Raw genomic sequence first — 17,813 nt, forward strand, 5'->3', positions numbered from 1 at the left:
GAATAATAAGCTTTAGTTTGTTAAGTATGACCACCCTCAACGAATTCTTAAAGAATGACATATTTAAACTTCCATTAAATTATTCAGGTGATTTTCAAAAGTTTTTGAAAGATTTACTAGTTAATAAATTTTTGACAAAAATAGAAACCTTAAAAGAGGAAGAATTAGATAGTAATAGTTTCATGTATCCTATTGATTTTATTAAAGAAACTCAACGTAAATTCGTATATGGGTTATTAGAAACTGTATCACTATATTTTGAGGGCAAACCTAATAGAGCTTATGAAAAGTTTAGTAATACAATAAGGAGTGACTTAAAAGACTTTGACGATATTTTAAATTTTAAAGAAGTTGACCGAAATGTTAGTTTTTACAGGATAAGACTATCAGCTTCTAATTATCAACTTGATAAAAGTGAACTATTTCATATTCCTTTTGAAAAACGTGGAAATGTAAAAAGTCAACGGTTTAGTATACCAGGCTTCCCGTCCTTATATTTAGGGACATCTATTTATATTTGCTGGGAAGAAATGAATCGTCCATTAAGGAATGAGTTTCAGGTGGTAAGACTTGAAAATAAATCACCTTTAAAAATATTAGATTTGTCTCCACTTAATACTCAAGAATTATTAGATAAGAAAAAGTTATATCGTTATTTTATGACATGGCCATTAATAGCGCTCTGTTCTATAAAAGTGTCAAATAAAGACGATACATTTAAACCTGAATATATATTGCCTCAAATATTGTTGGAATGGATCAGTGACAATCATAGCATAGATGGATTATTTTATCAAACAACACATATAGATTTTGATAAAGTATCAACCAGAGGTGAACTTACAAATGCAGTTTTTCCGGTTTTATCATCTAATGATAACGGAATTTGTCCGGAATTAGCTAAAAGATTTAAAATTACTCAACCGTTCTCGCTTGAATTAATTGATTTTATTGAGGGATTTCCAGAGCTCAGAATCGAAGATATTAATGGTGATATTGACCCCTTAGATTTAAAAATTAAAAGTTTTGAAATCTTAAAAGGGAAAACTATTAAATATAGCGATTCGATATTTGGAGAAATGGAAAAATACTTGGAAAAAGAACCTTTATATGAAATTTTATAACATAATTATTTTTTCTATTCTTTCAACGGATTTGGTATTACGGGTGGCTTTTTCATCAGTGTCTGGTTAATGCTGTTGAGTTCATAATCTTCAACTAAAACAGCATCTGGGTAAATGTACGATGTAGCGCTTCCGCCTATCTGATTGGTATTTAAAACCACATTATGATCGGATGTGGCCACAATATCTTTCATGATATCAAAATCTGAAATGCCCTGATTAACGCCGGTTATGCGGGTTTCTTTACCGGTTTTTATATCCACTTTAAACACATTTATAGGGCTGGCCAGACTGCCTTTTATGGCCGGGCGCAGAATAATTGCATAATCCAGTCCCTCATCTGAAGCCATGTCAAGCAATTTTTTCTTTAGTTTCGATTCACTCAAAGCCGCATTGCTTTTTAACAATACATTACCGGGGCCAACAGTTGTGGAGACACTTCCGTTTCCAATGGCGGAGCGTGAATGCCCGGTTGAATAAGGAATGCTTTTTATGGGTATGCGGTCGGTTAGTAGCGATTTTAATATCCCCGATTCTATCAGCGGCAATGTATCTTTGGGCATCACACCTTCATTATCTACGTTATAATAGCCCATTAGTGGAGTATCATTGTAGCTTTTCAAAGAAGGAATGTCATAAACCGATATCAGATCAGACATGACTTTTTTACCCATGCGTTTTTCCAGCGTATTGGAGTTCTCGAGGTAAATGCCGCGATACGAATTATTGACCAACTCATCACGTGAGGCAACCAGGCCGTTACCGGAAGAAAACAAATCACGGAGCACCACATTACAAACGGCTTGATTCTCAAATAATACGGGTCCAGTATAAGTATCATCCCAGTTTTCCATGCCACACCGTTCTTTCAGGTTCCGGGCAAAGGTCCGGACATAACTTTTCAGTGTGTCAGCTGGTGGAAGATCATCTTCATTCAATGCTTCCAGGGACAGATCTTCACTGATCAGATCATTGTATTTATTGTAAGCTGATCCTGAAACAGACAAGGTTATCATATTTTCAGGAACGGCAAGTCGGGTCCCTTCAGAATTAACATAATAGCGGTAAACGCTGGTCTTTGAAATATAAACATGGGAACCAATAATGTCGGGATAAGCAAGAAATTCTTTGCTGAGTTCTTTGGTGAGCTGGTTAAGATCTATCGTTTTCGAAGGTTTTGGAGTTTCTTTTACGATATACTCCCGTGGTGTTTCTTTTGAAAAATCCGGTGCAGGCAGATCATCCACCGTCATGTTTTGTCGCTTCATGGCTGCCACCTTGTTTTTGTAGGTTTCGGCAGCACTTTTATAAACATTATCCGTAGCTTTCCAAAGATATCGTCTGATACCATCATAGTCAGGATCAATCGGAAGTGGCATGTATTCGTTATTTCGCATGACCCGGCCTGCCTGGTCGTTGTAGTTTTCATCCGTCAGTTCATAATCCCCGATCATCACACGCACTGCCCCGGTTATCCCTCTGTCGGAGTTCGTCATGTTTTTGCCGCCCAACGTATAAGAATATCGTTCAACATTTATATCATAAATGGAATAGGCAATATAAAACGGTCGCTCAAAATCCTTGTAAACCAGTTCGTTTATATTCCGGTTAAGTTCGTCGCTCATGGCTTTCAAAATCGTATCATTATATTCTGCCTTCAGTGCAACAGATGTTGAAAAAATGAAGGCATATATAAGCAGAATTCTTGCACTAAACATCTGGTATATTTTGTTTCTTGTGATAACTGAGTTCATGATCAATTCTGTTTAGCGGTTTTGGGTGATGGAAGAATAACAGGTTTTGAGAAGGTTTGTGCACTCCGTTGAGTTTCAACTTTTTTAATGAAAAGGGCAGGGGCAATGGTTGTGACAGGAACTGAACCCGATTCTGCTCCACAGAACCCGTTAAAGATGTCCTGCCTTTCTCCTGCTGCCGTAATTTCTGAAAACATGGCTAAGGGTGTTCCAATAAAGTTTACGCCGCGGACAAGCTCATCTGGTCGTCCGTCAACATAAATCCTGTAAACCTCGGTTGGGGTTATATTGAATACATTTGGCGTATAACGGCTGTTGTTGGTAAATCCTCCGGAAACCGTTTTAATGTAATACCCATACGTCTTGTGTTGTTTTTTACATTCTTTAATGAGTTTGTTTTTCAGTTTCTTTTCGTTAAGCGGTTTTGATGATTCAATGAACATGTTGGACTGCCGTGCTACAGGTGCCTGTCCGGCAGAAGCCCTTCCGTGTCCGTTACTATGAGGGAGACCCGGTGCAGGTGTTCGGTTCATTAAAAATGTTTTTAGTATTCCGTTTTCAACTACATCTACCCGTCTTGCCTTTATTCCTTCATCATCATACACATAGTGACCATTGAGATACATATTGTTGAGGTATGTTTCCGTCGGATCAAAATAAACATTGAAACTTTTGGGAAGAACCAGCTTGTTCAGTTTGTCTTTAAAAGTATTACCGTTGTTCTCATCTTTTAGACGGTGGCCTTCAAGCCGGTGACCGAAAATTTCGTGAAAGAAAACGCCTGATGCCATGGGCGACATGATAACTGGTCCTGCATAAGGGTCCGCTAAAGGCGCTTTATTCAGTTTTAGCAACATATCCTTCACCTCTGCAGCAGCAACCATCAACTCTTCATCAGAGGGAAGTTTGTCGGTCGATTCGGCAATAAAATTCCGTTGATAGGGGGTGTAATCGCCATCCTCTGATTTGATAACGCCCATGATGTTAAGCATGGCGGTGGAGTTGTTTTGTACGATACGGCTGCCTTCAGAATTTATATAGTAGGTTCTGCGATCCAGAAAATCCAGTGATATATTGCCGGCAACGATATTGTCGCTTTCACTAAATGACTCACTGTATCTTACAATCCTGGATTTCCAGATGTCCTGCTGATCTTCAGGAAACGGGATATCTTTTTCTGGTTCAATATAAACACAGGAAGGCTCAACTGAAAAATCATTCTGCATGCTAATATCTTCAGCCTTCATGGTGTTTTTTAACTGAATATAATCCGTTTTAACCCTGTCGAAGAGTTTACAGGTATTGAACCAGATCGTCTGACGGATTGCTTCGGAACTGTTCATAGGGATCAGGAAAGCAGTCGTATTTGAACTGCGCCTTTCTCCTTTTAATAAATGCGTATTGTCGAATTCGTGATTACCATAACGCATGGAAACTGTACAGTAAGAAATCTCATTTGTATCATCGCCGGTTAAATAACCAAATGCAGCATTAAAGCTGAACGCTTTTACCACATCAACCCTGTAATCCATGTAATATAAGTTGCTGTCTGCATCCCTGAATTCATTAAATTCACGGTTGAATTCCTGCTCCAGAATATTGTAAAGTTCTTCATTTCCGGCAAAGGCAGGGAGCATTGTTATGCATAACAGAAATAGCATGAAAGGTTTTTTAATCATATGTACATTATTTTACAGGTGAATTGAGATCCCTTTTTACAGTATAAACAGACCTGATTAAGATTTACCTCTAAAGATAATATTGTTTTCGGAAAAACAAAGAAGTTCATGTAAGATAGAGTTTTGGAAATTAGCAAAATCCTTAAACCTGTCATTCGTTGTATGAAATATAAAACTGTTAATCACCTTTAATTTTGTAAATGAACCAATATTCTAAGTAATTTAGCGCTTCCAAAGACAAATGTATGATTCAGGATATTTTTCCGCACCGTTTTGAAAACCAGTATCTCTCTGATCAGAAATTAAATAAAGAAAGCTTTGTGCTTCATTTTAAAGGGAATGATCTATTACTTAAAATGAATGGGGATGAAAATGAACTGCCGAAGATTAGAGATATTTCTTTCAAAAAGGATCAGGTGAGTTCGACCTTTTTGTTTACGTTCGATGAAACGCCGTGTTTTTTATTAACAGGTGATATTGCTTTGAAGGATCCTGGTCTGGTCTATAATGAGATAAGCTTTTTCAGGCGGATCGGTCAGCAGGAGATTGCCTGGGTAAGTTTAGCTGCATTTCAACTTAAAAACTGGTACGAGCAAAACCGGTTTTGTGGAAATTGTGGATCGAAAACACGGCATAAAAAAGAAGAAAGAGCATTATTTTGTCCTGAATGCGGAACTGTTGTTTATCCTAAAATTTCACCGGCTATTATTGTCGCAATCCTGAGCAATGATAAAATACTGCTCGCGCGTAATACTAATTTCCCGGGAAGCTGGTATTCATTAATTGCAGGCTATGCTGATATTGGAGAAACCCTCGAAGGTACTGTTGTACGTGAAGTAAGAGAAGAGGTAGGAATAGAGGTTAGGAACATTCGCTATTATAAAAGTCAACCTTGGCCTTTCTCCGGTTCAATGATGATTGGATTTATTGCAGAGGCAGATGAAACACAACCTATAATAATTGATGAAAAGGAAATTGCCGAGGCTGCCTGGTTCACCCGTGATAATTTGCCGGCACATCCTTCGCTGATAAGTATAGCCGGCGAGATGATTGAAAAGTTTGAAAGAGGAGAACTTAAATAAAACGGCCTGCTCTCCGATGATAGAAAACCACATGGGCATAAAGGTATACTTGTAAATCACACAACAACATATTATCATTAACAATCTCTTAGATATTTTATTAATTTTATGCCCGCTTTAAATGTTGAATTATGGGTGATAAAAAAATAAAGTTTGTTGTTGTTGGGTATGGGCACATTGGAAAGCGTCATGCCGAAATGATCCGTAGGAATCCCGATGCTGAACTTGTGGCCGTTTGCGATCAGCTTTCACTGGATGAACTTGCAATAAAGGATTTGGAAGAACCGTTCTTTCAGAGTTATGAAGATCTGCTAGCTTCAGGACTTGAGTATGATGTGGTAAATATATGTACACCAAACGGGTTGCATGCAGATTTCAGTTTGAAAGCACTTGCCAGACACAAACATGTGGTGGTTGAAAAACCCATGGCGCTGAATAAAGTTGATGCCGAAAAAATGGTGTTTAAATCACTGGAAATGTCACGTCACGTATTTTGTGTGATGCAAAATCGCTATTCACCGCCTTCTGTATGGCTTAAGCAAATTGTTGAAGATGGTATTTTGGGTGATCCTTACATGGTTCAGCTCAATTGTTACTGGAACAGGGACGACCGCTACTATAAAAAAGGAAACTGGCACGGTGATGCAAAACTGGACGGGGGAACACTTTTTACACAGTTCTCGCATTTTGTGGATATCATGTACTGGCTTTTTGGTGATATAACTAACATACGGGGTAATTTTAACGATTTTAACCATCAGGATTTGACAGACTTTGAAGATTCTGGTTTTGTAAGTTTTGATTTTATTAACGGCGGAATGGGAAGCATAAATTATTCCACATCTATTTATAATACAAACTTTGAGAGCAGCATTACTATTGTTGGATCAAAAGGAACAGTAAAGGTTGCCGGTCAGTATATGAACGAAGTGGTATATTGTAATGTAAAGGATTATGAAATGCCGGAGCTGCCACCTTCAAATCCTCCAAATGATTATGGCCCCTATAAAGGTTCTGCACAAAACCATCATCTGGTTATTCAGAATGTGGTAGATAAACTGAAGGAGAAGGGATCAATTACAACCAATGCCCTGGAAGGTCTGAAAGTAGTGGATATAATCGACCGCATTTATGAGGTGAAAAACAAGTCATTCTCAAAAAAGAAATAAGGAAAGTAAAAGAATATCAAGTTCTGAGAAAAAATAAAACCACCCATGAAATTTCATGGGTGGTTTTTGTATTTTATGTAACAGTTTTCTGTTAAACAGATTTGATCTTCTCGGCCATTGCTGCTCCTAATGAAAGACATTCCTGTAGTTTCTCATCATTCATCCTTAGCTTTTCTTCAACCGGTATGCCTACGACATCCCATTTCATTTCTTCGGCAAACTGCTGGAAATACTTATGCGTAGCACCGGACCATGCATATGAACCAAAATAACTGAATACTCGCTGTTTGACGCCCCGTATTTTAATTTTATCAAGTAGAGCCTGGACAAGTGGAAACAGCTGATTAGAATAGGTAGGGCTACCAATAATTAATCCGTTATATTTCCAGATATCTGAAATGATATAGGAAGCATGTGATTTGGATACATCATGCATCACAATATTTTTTACCCCGTTTTCAGAGATGGCATTCGCTATGGTTTCGGCCATTTCTTCTGTATTGCCATACATTGAACCATAGGCGATAACCACACCACTTTCTTCAGGTTCATATTTGCTCCAGGTATCGTATTTGCCAACAACTTTCGGGATGTCGGTTGTCCATATTGGTCCGTGTGTAGAACAAATGACTTCAATGTCCAATCCACTTAGCTTTGAAAGTGCTTTTTGAACAGGATTGCCGTATTTACCAACTATGTTGGAATAATAGCGTCGCATTTCATCCCAGATGTGATCCAGGTTTATATCTGTATCAAAGATCCCTCCGTCCAGCGTGCCCCATGTTCCAAACGCATCGGCACTGAAAAGTACTTTCTCTGTAGCATTATAGGTTACCATTACTTCAGGCCAGTGGACCATGGGTGCCGTATAAAACTGAAGTTCGTTTTTCCCTAATGTAAGCGAATCACCTTCTTTTATCTCAAGTTTATTACATTCCATACTGAAGAATCCATCCAGCATATCAAAGGTCTTTTTATTGCCAACTATCGTAATATCAGGGAACCGGTTTTTAATCATACGGATACTGCCACCATGATCCGGTTCAATATGATCCACAACAAGGTAGTCTATTGATCGTCCTTTCAGTACAGTCTCAATTTTTTTTAGATATTGCTCAACAAAGCTGATTTCTACGGTGTCTATCAGAGCAACCTTTTCATCCATTATCAGATATGAGTTGTAGGAAACACCACGTGGAATCGGCCACATATTTTCAAACCGCTCAGTTTTTCTGTCATTTACGCCAACGTAATAGATATCGCCTTTAATTCGTTTAGAGGTGTACATTTTTGCTTCAGTTTTAAATCGCTGCAAAATTAGAAAATTATCCTAAATGGTTTAAATACATTATTAACTAATATCAGGTTTGAAAAAACTATTTGCCTTAAATTGCAGGAAAGGTTTTACGTTTTGTCAGAATTTTGTAAAATTAATACTGATGGTTTTATTAAAATACATATTGGCTGAACCGAATAACCCTATATTGTTAATTACTCAATTAAACAAACCTTAATATCAATTGTTTTGAAGATGAAACTAAGAAATAAATAGTGCTTTAGCAGAATTTTGTGTGGATAAATCTGTAGTGAACAAAACCGTTGGAAATAAGTTCTGTTAGATTGAATGTAGCAGATAACAAATATTACATAAATGGCAAGTTTTAATATTGTAATGCCCAAGATGGGCGAAAGTATTCAGGAAGCAACCATTACCAAATGGTTTGTAAAGCCGGGCGACAAAGTCGAGGAAGACGATGTGCTGCTTGAGATTGCAACCGATAAAGTTGATTCCGAAGTTCCTTCCCCTGTTGATGGTGTGGTGAAGGAAGTTTTGTATAATGTTGATGATACAGTAGCTGTTGGCGAGATTATCGCTGTTATTGATATGGATGGAGAAGCAGGAGCGGATACAGCTGAAGAAACATCCGGTGATGAGGTTGAGAAAAAAGAGGAAAAGGATAGTGGAAAAGAACAGGTAGAAGAGACTAAGGTTGAAGAAGGTGAAGAGGGCAAAGAACCTGGGGCAAGAAGTAGTTCTGGCAAATTTTTCTCTCCGGTTGTCCGAAAAATTGCAAAGGAAAACGGACTCAGCGAATCTGATCTGGAATCCATTAAGGGAAGCGGATTAAATGGTAGGGTAAATAAAGAAGATGTTCTCGCATACCTGGAAGATGGTGGTGCTAAATCAGAAGTTAAGGCTGAACCAAAAACTGAAAAAGCATCTGATCAGCCTAAAGCTCCGGCTCAACCGATACAGGCTGCAAAAATTGAGGTTCCTGTTTCCGGCGAGGATGAAATTATTGAAATGGACCGTATGCGGAAGAAGATTGCTGAGCATATGGTGGCATCCAAACAAATTTCGCCACATGTTACTTCAGTTGTCGAAGCAGATGTGACTACGTTGGTAAACTGGAGAAATAAAGTGAAGGATCAGTTCCAGAAAAAATACGGACAAAAGCTGACCTTTATGCCGGTATTTGCCGAAGCAGTTGCCAAAGCATTGCGTGATTTTCCCTGGGTGAATGCATCTGTTAATGGTGACCAGATTATTCTTAAAAAGAATGTCAATATCGGTATTGCCGTGTCTCTGCCAAGTGGGAATCTTATTGTTCCAGTAGTTAAAAATGCCGATATGATGAATCTTGCAGGGCTGGCTTCCAATATTAACGGGTTGGCTTCCAAAGCACGCGATAACAAACTTTCCCCGGACGATATTCAGGGAGGAACGTTTACCATTACTAATTTCGGATCTTTTGATAATATTATAGGAACACCAATTATTAATCAGCCTCAGGTAGCCATTCTTGCCACAGGATCCATTAAGAAGAAAGTATCTGTAATTGAAACTCCGGAAGGAGATACCATCGGTATCCGCAGTAAAATGTATTTGTCTCTCTCATATGATCATCGTATCGTAGATGGTATGCTGGGAGGCCAGTTCCTGAGACGAGTAGGTGACTATCTTGAAAATTTTGATCCGGAAAGAACGGTATAAAACTCTCAATTATGAAGCGAAACGAAAAGAAATACGGCATAATTCAGTCGGATAAAGAAGATTTAAAAAAGTGGTTTTACCTGATGACCCTTGGCAGGGCGCTTGATGATAAGGCGCCTAATTACCTGAAACAGGCCATTGGGTGGTCGTATCATGCTCCTGCAGCAGGTCATGATGCCATTCAGTTGGCTATCGGACAGCATTTCAGAAAGCAAAAGGATCATTTATTTCCGTACTACCGCGATTTGGTAACTTCTGTATCTGCCGGATTGACTGCCAAAGAGATCATATTTAACGGAATTTCCAAAGATACCGATGTGGCAGGTGGCGGTCGTCATATGTCAAACCATTTTGCAAAACCGGAATGGAACGTGCACAACGTATCATCATGTACTGGAAACCATACTTTGCATGCCGTTGGTGTGGCCCGTGCTGTAAAATATTACAAGGACAAGGCGGTTGTGATTAGTTCACAGGGAGAATCTTCGGTATCCGAAGGTTATGTATATGAAGCCATAACCGGAGCTGACCGGGAGCATTTACCAGTTGTTTTTGTCTTTCAGGATAACGGATATGGGATATCGGTTCCTAAAAAAGACCAGACTGCTGCCAGAAAAGTTGCGGATAACTTTGCAAGCTTTAAAAATGTAAAAATCATTCATTGTAATGGTAAAGACGTATTTGATTCCATGAATGCAATGGATGATGCCGTGGAATATGCAATGAATGAACTTAAACCGGTAATTGTACATGCCAACTGTGTGAGGATTCATTCTCATTCTAACTCTGACAGGCATGATCTTTATCGTAATAAAGGAGAGTTGTCGTATGTAAAAGCATATGATCCGCTAAGCAAGTACCGCCGCTTGTTGCTGCGTTATAATCGTTTTACCGAAGAGGAGTTGGTTGCTGTGGAAGAGGAGGTAAAAGCAGAGGTGAAAGCTGCACATAAAGCTGGTCTTGCTGCACCGGATCCTGATCCGAAAAGTATTTATGATTTTGTTATTCCGGATCCTTATATATCTGAAAAGTATCCCGAGGGATTACATAATTCCGACAATGAGCCCATTAAATTTATTACCGCACTCAACGAAACATTAAAGGCTGAGTTTAAAAATAATCCGGAGACCTTTCTTTGGGGACAGGACATTGCCAATAAGGATAAGGGCGGTATTTTCAATGTTTCAAAGGGAATGCAGCAGGAGTTTGGAAAGGAACGCGTGTTCAATGCTCCGATCGCAGAAGATTTTATAATGGGGACCGCAAACGGGATGAGCCGTTACCGTAAAGATTTGCGTGTGGTGATTGAAGGTGCTGAATTCGCAGATTACTTTTGGCCGGCTATGGAACAGTTTGTGGAAACAACACATGAATACTGGCGTACCAAAGGTCAGTTCTCGCCAAATATCACGGTACGTCTGGCATCGGGTGGATATATTGGCGGAGGTCTCTATCATTCGCAAACAATCGAAGGTGCCATGGCAACCTTCCCGGGTGTCAGGGTTGTTTATCCGTCTTTTGCAGATGATGCAGCAGGTTTATTGAGAACATCTCTCCGTTCTGAGGGGATGACGCTTTTCCTGGAGCCTAAGGCATTGTACCAGGATCCCAAGGCCGCAACATCTGTACCGGACAATTTTGAAGTGCCATTTGGTAAAGCCCGCGTAAGAAGAGAAGGTGCTGATCTTACCCTGCTTACCTACGGTAATACCACACATATGGCATTGGAAGCGGCTAAAAAAGCTGAAGAAGAAGGTTTGGGGGATGTTGAAGTTATTGATTTAAGGTCACTTTCACCTCTGGATACGGACACCATTCTGGAATCTGTTAAGAAAACATCTCGTGTGTTGATAGTGCATGAGGATAAAGTGTTTGGTGGATTTGGTGGTGAACTTGCAGGAATTATTTCAAAAGAAGCATTCGAATATCTGGATGCACCAATTGTAAGGGTTGGTTCTGAATTTACGCCGGTTGGGTTTAACAGAATCCTTGAAAGAGCCATTCTTCCAAACAGTGAAAAAATTCTGAAAGGAATAAAAGAAGTACTGGAATTTTAGTTTTTATAATTAATCTTATTGTATGCCGGAGCCACTAGGTTTCCGGCTTTTTACTGTACTCAAATGGGTGAATGTGTAGTTAGCGTTATGCTGTTGTTTAAATTATTTATCCACAGCTTTTTACTTCTTTAATCAACATTTTGATTCCTTTGGTTTTGTTAATAACTTCGTACACAATTTATTCGCAAATTTACGTTCTATAAAAGATTTTTTAATTTTCTTTGCGTTGAAAAGAAGATTTACGATGGGTAAAATCATAGCTTTAGCAAACCAGAAAGGAGGCGTTGGTAAAACAACCACTACTATTAATTTGGCGGCAAGTCTGGGTTCGTTGGAAAAAAAGGTTTTGGTTGTAGATGCGGATCCGCAGGCCAATGCAACCTCAGGCATGGGAATTGAAGTCCGCGATGTGGAATACAGTCTTTATGAATGTATTGTGGATCAGATTGACACCAAACAGGCCATTCTGCCGACTGATGTTGAGGGCGTATATTTGTTGCCGTCACACATTGATTTGGTAGGAGCCGAAATTGAAATGCTGGATCTTCCTGAACGGGAAAAAATGCTGAAAAAAATTCTGGAACAGGTCCGGAACGATTTTGATTTTATCCTGATTGACTGTTCTCCGTCACTTGGATTGATTACCGTAAATTCTCTTACTGCTGCCGATTCGGTTATTATTCCGGTTCAGTGCGAATATTTTGCATTGGAAGGTTTAGGTAAATTGCTGAATACCATTAAAATTATTCAGGGAAGGTTGAATCCGGAACTGGAAATTGAAGGATTTCTGTTAACAATGTATGACTCTCGCTTACGCCTGTCTAACCAGGTAGTTGAGGAAGTACGTACACATTTTCAGGATATGGTGTTCGATACCATTATTCAACGGAATATCAGGTTAAGTGAAGCTCCCAGTTATGGAACTCCGGTTTTGTATTATGATGCAAATTCCAAAGGGGCAATTAATCATCTGAATCTGGCACAGGAAGTTATCGCAAAGAATTCAAAATAAACTAATATGGCTAAAAAAGCTGCTCTGGGAAAAGGATTAGGTGCATTGATTGAAAATGCCAACGAAACAAAAAAGACACATAACGATATGTTCGATGAGGTTGAAGTGAACCTTATCGAGGCAAATCCATTTCAGCCCAGAACAGTTTTTGAAGAACAGGCATTGGAGGAACTGGCCGATTCAATTGCAAAAATTGGTGTAATTTCACCTATTACACTTCGTAAGCAGGGTGATAAGTACCAGATTATTGCAGGTGAACGCAGATTCAGGGCTTCAAAGAAAGCGGGGCTTGAGAAAATACCGGCATATATCCGAAAAGCAGGTGATGATAGCATGCTGGAGATGGCCCTTGTTGAGAATATTCAACGTGAGGATCTGGATGCCATTGAAATTGCACTTTCTTATCAACGCCTGATGGATGAATTTGATCTGACACAGGATGTGGTAAGCAAAAGAGTAGGTAAAAAAAGAGCAACAATTGCTAATTATCTTCGCCTGTTAAAACTTCCTGCAGAAATTCAGCTTGGAATACGTGACAGGAAAATTCAGATGGGGCATGCACGAGCTATTCTGGGTATTGAGGAACCACCAACACAGCTTATGGTTTACGAACAGATTCTGGAATATGATTTTTCGGTTCGTAAAGTGGAAGAGATTGTTCGGGAGCTGAATGAAGAGAGTAAGGAGGAGCCTCAGCCGGAACCTGTTCCTCGGAAGAAGCTTCCTGCTGAATACAAGGCTTTGAAGAACCACTTGTCATCTTTTTTTGGTGTTAAAGTTTCTTTTTCCAGAGATGAAAAGGGGGAAGGAAGGATCACAATCCCATTCACATCTGACGAGGAACTGGAGCGCATAATCAGTATTTTGGATAAATTACAGTAACTAAACATTTTGAAAAAGTATATTCTTTTCTTGTTTGTTTTATTCTGGATCAGTGCGAGTATGGTGGCGCAGGAAAATAAAATGCGCGCAGATTCGTTACCTGATATATCAGGTGGACAGAAAATTAAAAAGCAACACAAGCTCGATAAAGTATATATTCCCAAGAAAGCTGCTATGTTTTCTGCTGCATTTCCGGGTCTGGGGCAGATTTACAACCATAAATGGTGGAAAGTGCCAATATTGTATGCTGGTTTTGCTGCCTGTGCGTATGGTATAAATTATAATAATGAACGCTATAGCTTATATCGTTACGCTTATATAGATTTGGTTGACAGCGATCCTTCGTCACGAAGTTATATTGATGCACCTCTGCCAATGCTAAGGGAAGAAAGAGAGGCTTATATATTATCAAATAAATCTTATTTTGAGGGTGTGTTTAAAAGCAGAAGAGAAAGCTTTAGAAGGGATAGGGACTTAATGATCATAGTTACTGTGGGAGTATATATAATAAACATTATTGATGCCAATGTGGATGCACATTTGGCAGATTTTGACGTGAGTAATGATTTATCAATGAATTTCAGTCCGGTAGTGTTAGGAGACCTTTCCGGGTCAGGGAAATCAACACTGGGATTGTCATTAACATTAAACTTTTAGTATGAGGGGGATAGTATTAACTGCTTGTTTGGTAATTTTTACAAATATTTGGGCTGTTGGAGAAGGGGAAAGTAACGATACTACTGTTACAGATGTAAGTTATAAAGATGCATTAGCGGAGGCAGAACAGTTTATGAACCGACTGGATGATAAGGTTTCTGGTTGGTATTCCGACCGTGCATTTTCTTATATTGATACTGCATTCAATGATTCAACATCCATAGCAAATGTACCCGACTCTGTTTTCATTCAACGCCTGAAAAAACTATCAGAAGAAACAGTTATTGAGCTCCCGTTTAATGAGAGGGTGAAGGCACATATTGCAGTTTATACCGACAAGAAAAGGGCGGTAACATCAGAGATTCTGGGTTTAACAGATTATTATTTTCCGATTTTTGAAGAGGAACTTGATAAAGCTGGATTGCCTATCGAATTAAAATATATGCCGGTAATTGAATCTGCACTGAAACCAAGAGCCTTTTCACGGGCAGGGGCTTCCGGTTTATGGCAATTTGTATATTATACAGGTAAACAATATCACCTGAATGTAAATTCATATGTGGACGAACGTCGTGATCCAAGAAAATCAACTCAGGCTGCCATAAAATATTTAAGCGATTTATATGACATATACCAGGATTGGTATCTCGTTATCGCAGCCTATAACTGTGGTCCGGGTAATGTAAATAAGGCTATCAGAAGAAGTGGAGGTAAAAGGGATTACTGGGAAATCTATTACCGGCTTCCAAGGGAAACCAGGGGATATGTACCTGCTTTTATTGGAGCAATGTACGCGCTGAATTATTACAAGGAACATCATATTATTCCGGTTAAGGCAAATATCCCAATGCATACAGACACGTTAATTATTCAGGAACCGTTACATTTTGATCAGGTATCTGCTGTACTGAATGTTCCTGAAGAAGTTTTAAAAGAATTAAATCCACAATACAGAAGGGATATTATTCCGGGAGGTTCAAAGTCTTACACTTTGACTGTTCCGGTAAGTGTAACCGGGCAGTTTGTAGAGCTCCAGGACAGCATCTTCAATTACAAAGATGATATTTATTTCAGTGAAAAGCGTGAAACAGTAGATCCAACAGCCAGTTCCGGATATGTGCCTTCATCAATCGCAGGAAAAACAAAACTTTATTACACCGTAAAATCAGGAGATAATCTGGGGTACATTGCAGATTGGTACGATGTAAGGATTTCTGATCTGCGTTACTGGAACAATATTTACAGAAATCTTATTCGTGTGGGGCAGCGTCTTGTTGTATTTGTTCCCACGTCTCAAAAGAATAAGTACGTAAGCATTAACCAGATGTCCTTTGCTCAAAAACAGGGCACTGCAAGTTATACTGCATCAACAGCACCTGTGCAAACAACCACAGGACATGATCCGGATTATATTTACTATAAGGTGAGATCAGGCGATAATTTATGGCTGATTGCCCGAAAATTTCCCGGAATTTCAAGTGACGATATTAAACGGTTGAATAATCTCACGTCAAACTCTATTTCTCCCGGACAATTGCTTAAGATTAAACCCAAAGGTTAGATTAGTATGGCATACAAAACCGTGAAACAGTTCACGGTTTTTTTGTGTCCAGATATTACATTTTTCGGATATGTTTATTTTTGAATTTTTATACATTTGAATTCAAAGAATAAACAATAACAATTTGTGTTGACCCAAAATATCATATTCCCGTAATATACTTTGGTGGAATTATTTATTAATTTTGATAGTTATTTAAATTGTTGACCATGAAAAAGATCTTAATTACATTGATAGCTTCTTTTACATTGTTTTCAATGGTTACAGAGGCTCAGACGCTCCCGAATTATTTAAAGAAAAAGGTGGAAAAGTCTATAAAGAAAAGAGCAGACAAAGAAGTAGATAAAGCCGTTGATAAGGCTGTAAATAAAGCTGCCGATAAAATTCTTGATTCAGCTTCAGGTAAATTAGAGGAAGCCACAGACAGTATAAATAATGCTAATGGAGCAGATGCGGAACCTGCAGGCGAGGGGAAACGTGAATCGGAAAAGCGATTTGATGCTGCCATGGGAAATTATATGAAGTCTATGGGAGTAGGTGTGGATGTGCCTCATAAAGATACATACAATTTTGGATCGCGGATGAAAATGCTTGTTGAGCAGACCGATGCGAGTGGTAAAATAGAAGATCCGATGTATTACAATGCCTATTTTTCTGAAGGTAAATCTGATTACGGGATGGAGTTTACAAATGAAGAAGGCGCATTTACTTCGTTTGTGTACGATACCGAGAATAATTGTACTCTTATTTTAATGAAAGATGGAGATAACTTAACCGGAATTGCTACTAAAATCAGTCCGGAACAAATGTCGGATGTGGAGGATGAAGCCCAGGCTCAGGTGGAGGAAAATCAAATGCCGGAGAATTATAACCTCAGGAAGACAGGAAAAAGTAAAACAATTAACGGTTATCAGTGTGATGAATACATCGCCGAAGATGACGAATCTTTGGTCACACTTTGGGTAACCAAAGATCTTAATCATAAAATTAATTCGAGGGTGTATAATAATCAGTTGTTTGCGGGTAGTTTGTGGCTTGCAGGTAAAACTGACGGAGTTGTCATTCAGTATGACCGAAAATCCAAAATAAATAAAGAGCATACGGTTATGACGGTACAGGATATTGACTTTAATTCTGTACATTCTATATCAACTAAGGGATATACACTCACCGGAATATCAATGTGATTTATACTTTTATCGAACCAGAAAACTATATTAACTATGGAAGTTGAAAAATCTTATGTTTTGAATGTAAATGAAAATGCTGCACATTATTTGTACAAGAGTGCACAGTGGTCTAAATTTTTTGCCATTCTTGGGTTTATATCGGCCGGACTAATGATACTGGGAACCATTGCCTTAGTCGGTATGGGATCGGTTTTTCCCGCAATGGGTCAAAGTGCAACAATGGGAGGACCTGCAGCAGGCCCAATGGCATATCTGTCCACTTCGGTATTTGTACTCATTGGTATTCTTTATCTGGTAATGGCAGTGGTAAATATTATAATTGCACTTAAACTTTATCGTTTTGCTGATAAAGCAATTGTGGCGCTTAAAACCAACGATGATGAAATACTTGAACTGAGTTTTAAGAATATGAATAGCTTCTTACAGATTCTTGGTATTCTGACCATCGTCATGATTGGTCTTTATTTCATTACATTTATAGTAATGATGCTGGCAGGATTTGGTGCCGCACTATTTGCACGGTAGTATAATTCCTAATTATATGGTCTGACCCGGAATAATATTTCCGGGTTTTTTATTGGTATATCCATATAAATCGGTTGATAAAAGGTTATTATGTTTCCGGTTCAATGACAATAATCATATCCATGA

14 protein-coding genes are annotated in these 17,813 nt (G+C 38.8%); 11 read left to right on the plus strand and 3 right to left on the minus strand.

Annotation, left to right across the window (positions count from 1 at the left end; all coding sequences use genetic code 11):
- Nucleotides 1-26 precede the first annotated feature (26 nt).
- Nucleotides 27-1,124, plus strand: a complete 1,098-nt coding sequence (locus ACE01N_RS16095) for a hypothetical protein (RefSeq protein ID WP_380591232.1) — start codon at nucleotides 27-29, stop codon at nucleotides 1,122-1,124.
- Nucleotides 1,125-1,138: 14 nt separating this feature from the next.
- On the opposite strand, the gene ACE01N_RS16100 is transcribed toward ACE01N_RS16095, so the two are convergent.
- On the minus strand, nucleotides 1,139-2,878 hold the full coding sequence (locus ACE01N_RS16100) for a metallopeptidase TldD-related protein (RefSeq protein ID WP_380591234.1): 1,740 nt from the start codon (nucleotides 2,876-2,878) through the stop codon (nucleotides 1,139-1,141).
- Between the two features lie 2 nt (nucleotides 2,879-2,880).
- Nucleotides 2,881-4,557: a TldD/PmbA family protein gene (locus ACE01N_RS16105; protein ID WP_380591238.1), complete on the minus strand. Its 1,677-nt coding sequence runs from the start codon at nucleotides 4,555-4,557 to the stop codon at nucleotides 2,881-2,883.
- A 245-nt stretch (nucleotides 4,558-4,802) separates the two neighbouring features.
- Here ACE01N_RS16105 and nudC point away from each other — a divergent pair, with 245 nt between their 5' ends.
- Both nudC and ACE01N_RS16115 read left to right on the plus strand, forming a co-directional pair.
- On the plus strand, nucleotides 4,803-5,639 hold the full coding sequence (gene nudC / locus ACE01N_RS16110) for an NAD(+) diphosphatase (protein WP_380591241.1): 837 nt from the start codon (nucleotides 4,803-4,805) through the stop codon (nucleotides 5,637-5,639).
- 131 nt (nucleotides 5,640-5,770) lie between these two features.
- Nucleotides 5,771-6,808: a Gfo/Idh/MocA family protein gene (locus ACE01N_RS16115; protein WP_380591244.1), complete on the plus strand. Its 1,038-nt coding sequence runs from the start codon at nucleotides 5,771-5,773 to the stop codon at nucleotides 6,806-6,808.
- A gap of 91 nt (nucleotides 6,809-6,899) precedes the next feature.
- On the opposite strand, the gene ACE01N_RS16120 is transcribed toward ACE01N_RS16115, so the two are convergent.
- Nucleotides 6,900-8,096, minus strand: a complete 1,197-nt coding sequence (locus ACE01N_RS16120; protein WP_380591247.1) for an FprA family A-type flavoprotein — start codon at nucleotides 8,094-8,096, stop codon at nucleotides 6,900-6,902.
- Between the two features lie 363 nt (nucleotides 8,097-8,459).
- Here ACE01N_RS16120 and ACE01N_RS16125 point away from each other — a divergent pair, with 363 nt between their 5' ends.
- The 8 genes from ACE01N_RS16125 to ACE01N_RS16160 all read left to right on the plus strand — a co-directional run bounded on the left by ACE01N_RS16125 (nucleotide 8,460) and on the right by ACE01N_RS16160 (nucleotide 17,687).
- A complete protein-coding gene (locus ACE01N_RS16125; protein WP_380591250.1) occupies nucleotides 8,460-9,803 on the plus strand; it encodes a dihydrolipoamide acetyltransferase family protein in 1,344 nt (447 codons plus the stop codon).
- Between the two features lie 11 nt (nucleotides 9,804-9,814).
- Nucleotides 9,815-11,860, plus strand: coding sequence for an alpha-ketoacid dehydrogenase subunit alpha/beta (locus tag ACE01N_RS16130; protein WP_380591253.1), 2,046 nt, complete (start codon nucleotides 9,815-9,817; stop codon nucleotides 11,858-11,860).
- A 226-nt stretch (nucleotides 11,861-12,086) separates the two neighbouring features.
- Entirely contained in the window at nucleotides 12,087-12,872 is a 786-nt protein-coding gene (locus ACE01N_RS16135) for a ParA family protein (RefSeq protein ID WP_438826950.1), read from the plus strand.
- 6 nt (nucleotides 12,873-12,878) lie between these two features.
- On the plus strand, nucleotides 12,879-13,754 hold the full coding sequence (locus ACE01N_RS16140) for a ParB/RepB/Spo0J family partition protein (protein ID WP_375728676.1): 876 nt from the start codon (nucleotides 12,879-12,881) through the stop codon (nucleotides 13,752-13,754).
- Between the two features lie 9 nt (nucleotides 13,755-13,763).
- On the plus strand, nucleotides 13,764-14,411 hold the full coding sequence (locus ACE01N_RS16145) for a DUF5683 domain-containing protein (RefSeq protein ID WP_380591258.1): 648 nt from the start codon (nucleotides 13,764-13,766) through the stop codon (nucleotides 14,409-14,411).
- A gap of 1 nt (nucleotide 14,412) precedes the next feature.
- Nucleotides 14,413-15,972: a lytic transglycosylase domain-containing protein gene (locus ACE01N_RS16150; RefSeq protein WP_380591262.1), complete on the plus strand. Its 1,560-nt coding sequence runs from the start codon at nucleotides 14,413-14,415 to the stop codon at nucleotides 15,970-15,972.
- A gap of 209 nt (nucleotides 15,973-16,181) precedes the next feature.
- Nucleotides 16,182-17,159, plus strand: a complete 978-nt coding sequence (locus tag ACE01N_RS16155) for a DUF4412 domain-containing protein (RefSeq protein WP_380591265.1) — start codon at nucleotides 16,182-16,184, stop codon at nucleotides 17,157-17,159.
- A 36-nt stretch (nucleotides 17,160-17,195) separates the two neighbouring features.
- A complete protein-coding gene (locus tag ACE01N_RS16160) occupies nucleotides 17,196-17,687 on the plus strand; it encodes a DUF5362 family protein (RefSeq protein WP_380591268.1) in 492 nt (163 codons plus the stop codon).
- Nucleotides 17,688-17,813: the final 126 nt, after the last annotated feature.

The sequence above is a fragment of the Quyinboa ferrireducens genome (assembly GCF_042436675.1).
Classification (GTDB): domain Bacteria; phylum Bacteroidota; class Bacteroidia; order Bacteroidales; family UBA5342; genus JBHJHP01.

Excerpts from the sequence above, each read along its gene's own strand:
- ACE01N_RS16095 (WP_380591232.1), top strand. The coding sequence starts at position 27 with ATGACCACCCTCAACGAATTCTTAAAGAATGACATATTTAAACTTCCA.
- ACE01N_RS16100 (WP_380591234.1), bottom strand. The coding sequence starts at position 2,878 with ATGAACTCAGTTATCACAAGAAACAAAATATACCAGATGTTTAGTGCA.
- ACE01N_RS16105 (WP_380591238.1), bottom strand. The coding sequence starts at position 4,557 with ATGATTAAAAAACCTTTCATGCTATTTCTGTTATGCATAACAATGCTC.
- nudC (WP_380591241.1), top strand. The coding sequence starts at position 4,803 with ATGATTCAGGATATTTTTCCGCACCGTTTTGAAAACCAGTATCTCTCT.
- ACE01N_RS16115 (WP_380591244.1), top strand. The coding sequence starts at position 5,771 with ATGGGTGATAAAAAAATAAAGTTTGTTGTTGTTGGGTATGGGCACATT.
- ACE01N_RS16120 (WP_380591247.1), bottom strand. The coding sequence starts at position 8,096 with ATGTACACCTCTAAACGAATTAAAGGCGATATCTATTACGTTGGCGTA.
- ACE01N_RS16125 (WP_380591250.1), top strand. The coding sequence starts at position 8,460 with ATGGCAAGTTTTAATATTGTAATGCCCAAGATGGGCGAAAGTATTCAG.
- ACE01N_RS16130 (WP_380591253.1), top strand. The coding sequence starts at position 9,815 with ATGAAGCGAAACGAAAAGAAATACGGCATAATTCAGTCGGATAAAGAA.
- ACE01N_RS16140 (WP_375728676.1), top strand. The coding sequence starts at position 12,879 with ATGGCTAAAAAAGCTGCTCTGGGAAAAGGATTAGGTGCATTGATTGAA.
- ACE01N_RS16150 (WP_380591262.1), top strand. The coding sequence starts at position 14,413 with ATGAGGGGGATAGTATTAACTGCTTGTTTGGTAATTTTTACAAATATT.
- ACE01N_RS16155 (WP_380591265.1), top strand. The coding sequence starts at position 16,182 with ATGAAAAAGATCTTAATTACATTGATAGCTTCTTTTACATTGTTTTCA.
- ACE01N_RS16160 (WP_380591268.1), top strand. The coding sequence starts at position 17,196 with ATGGAAGTTGAAAAATCTTATGTTTTGAATGTAAATGAAAATGCTGCA.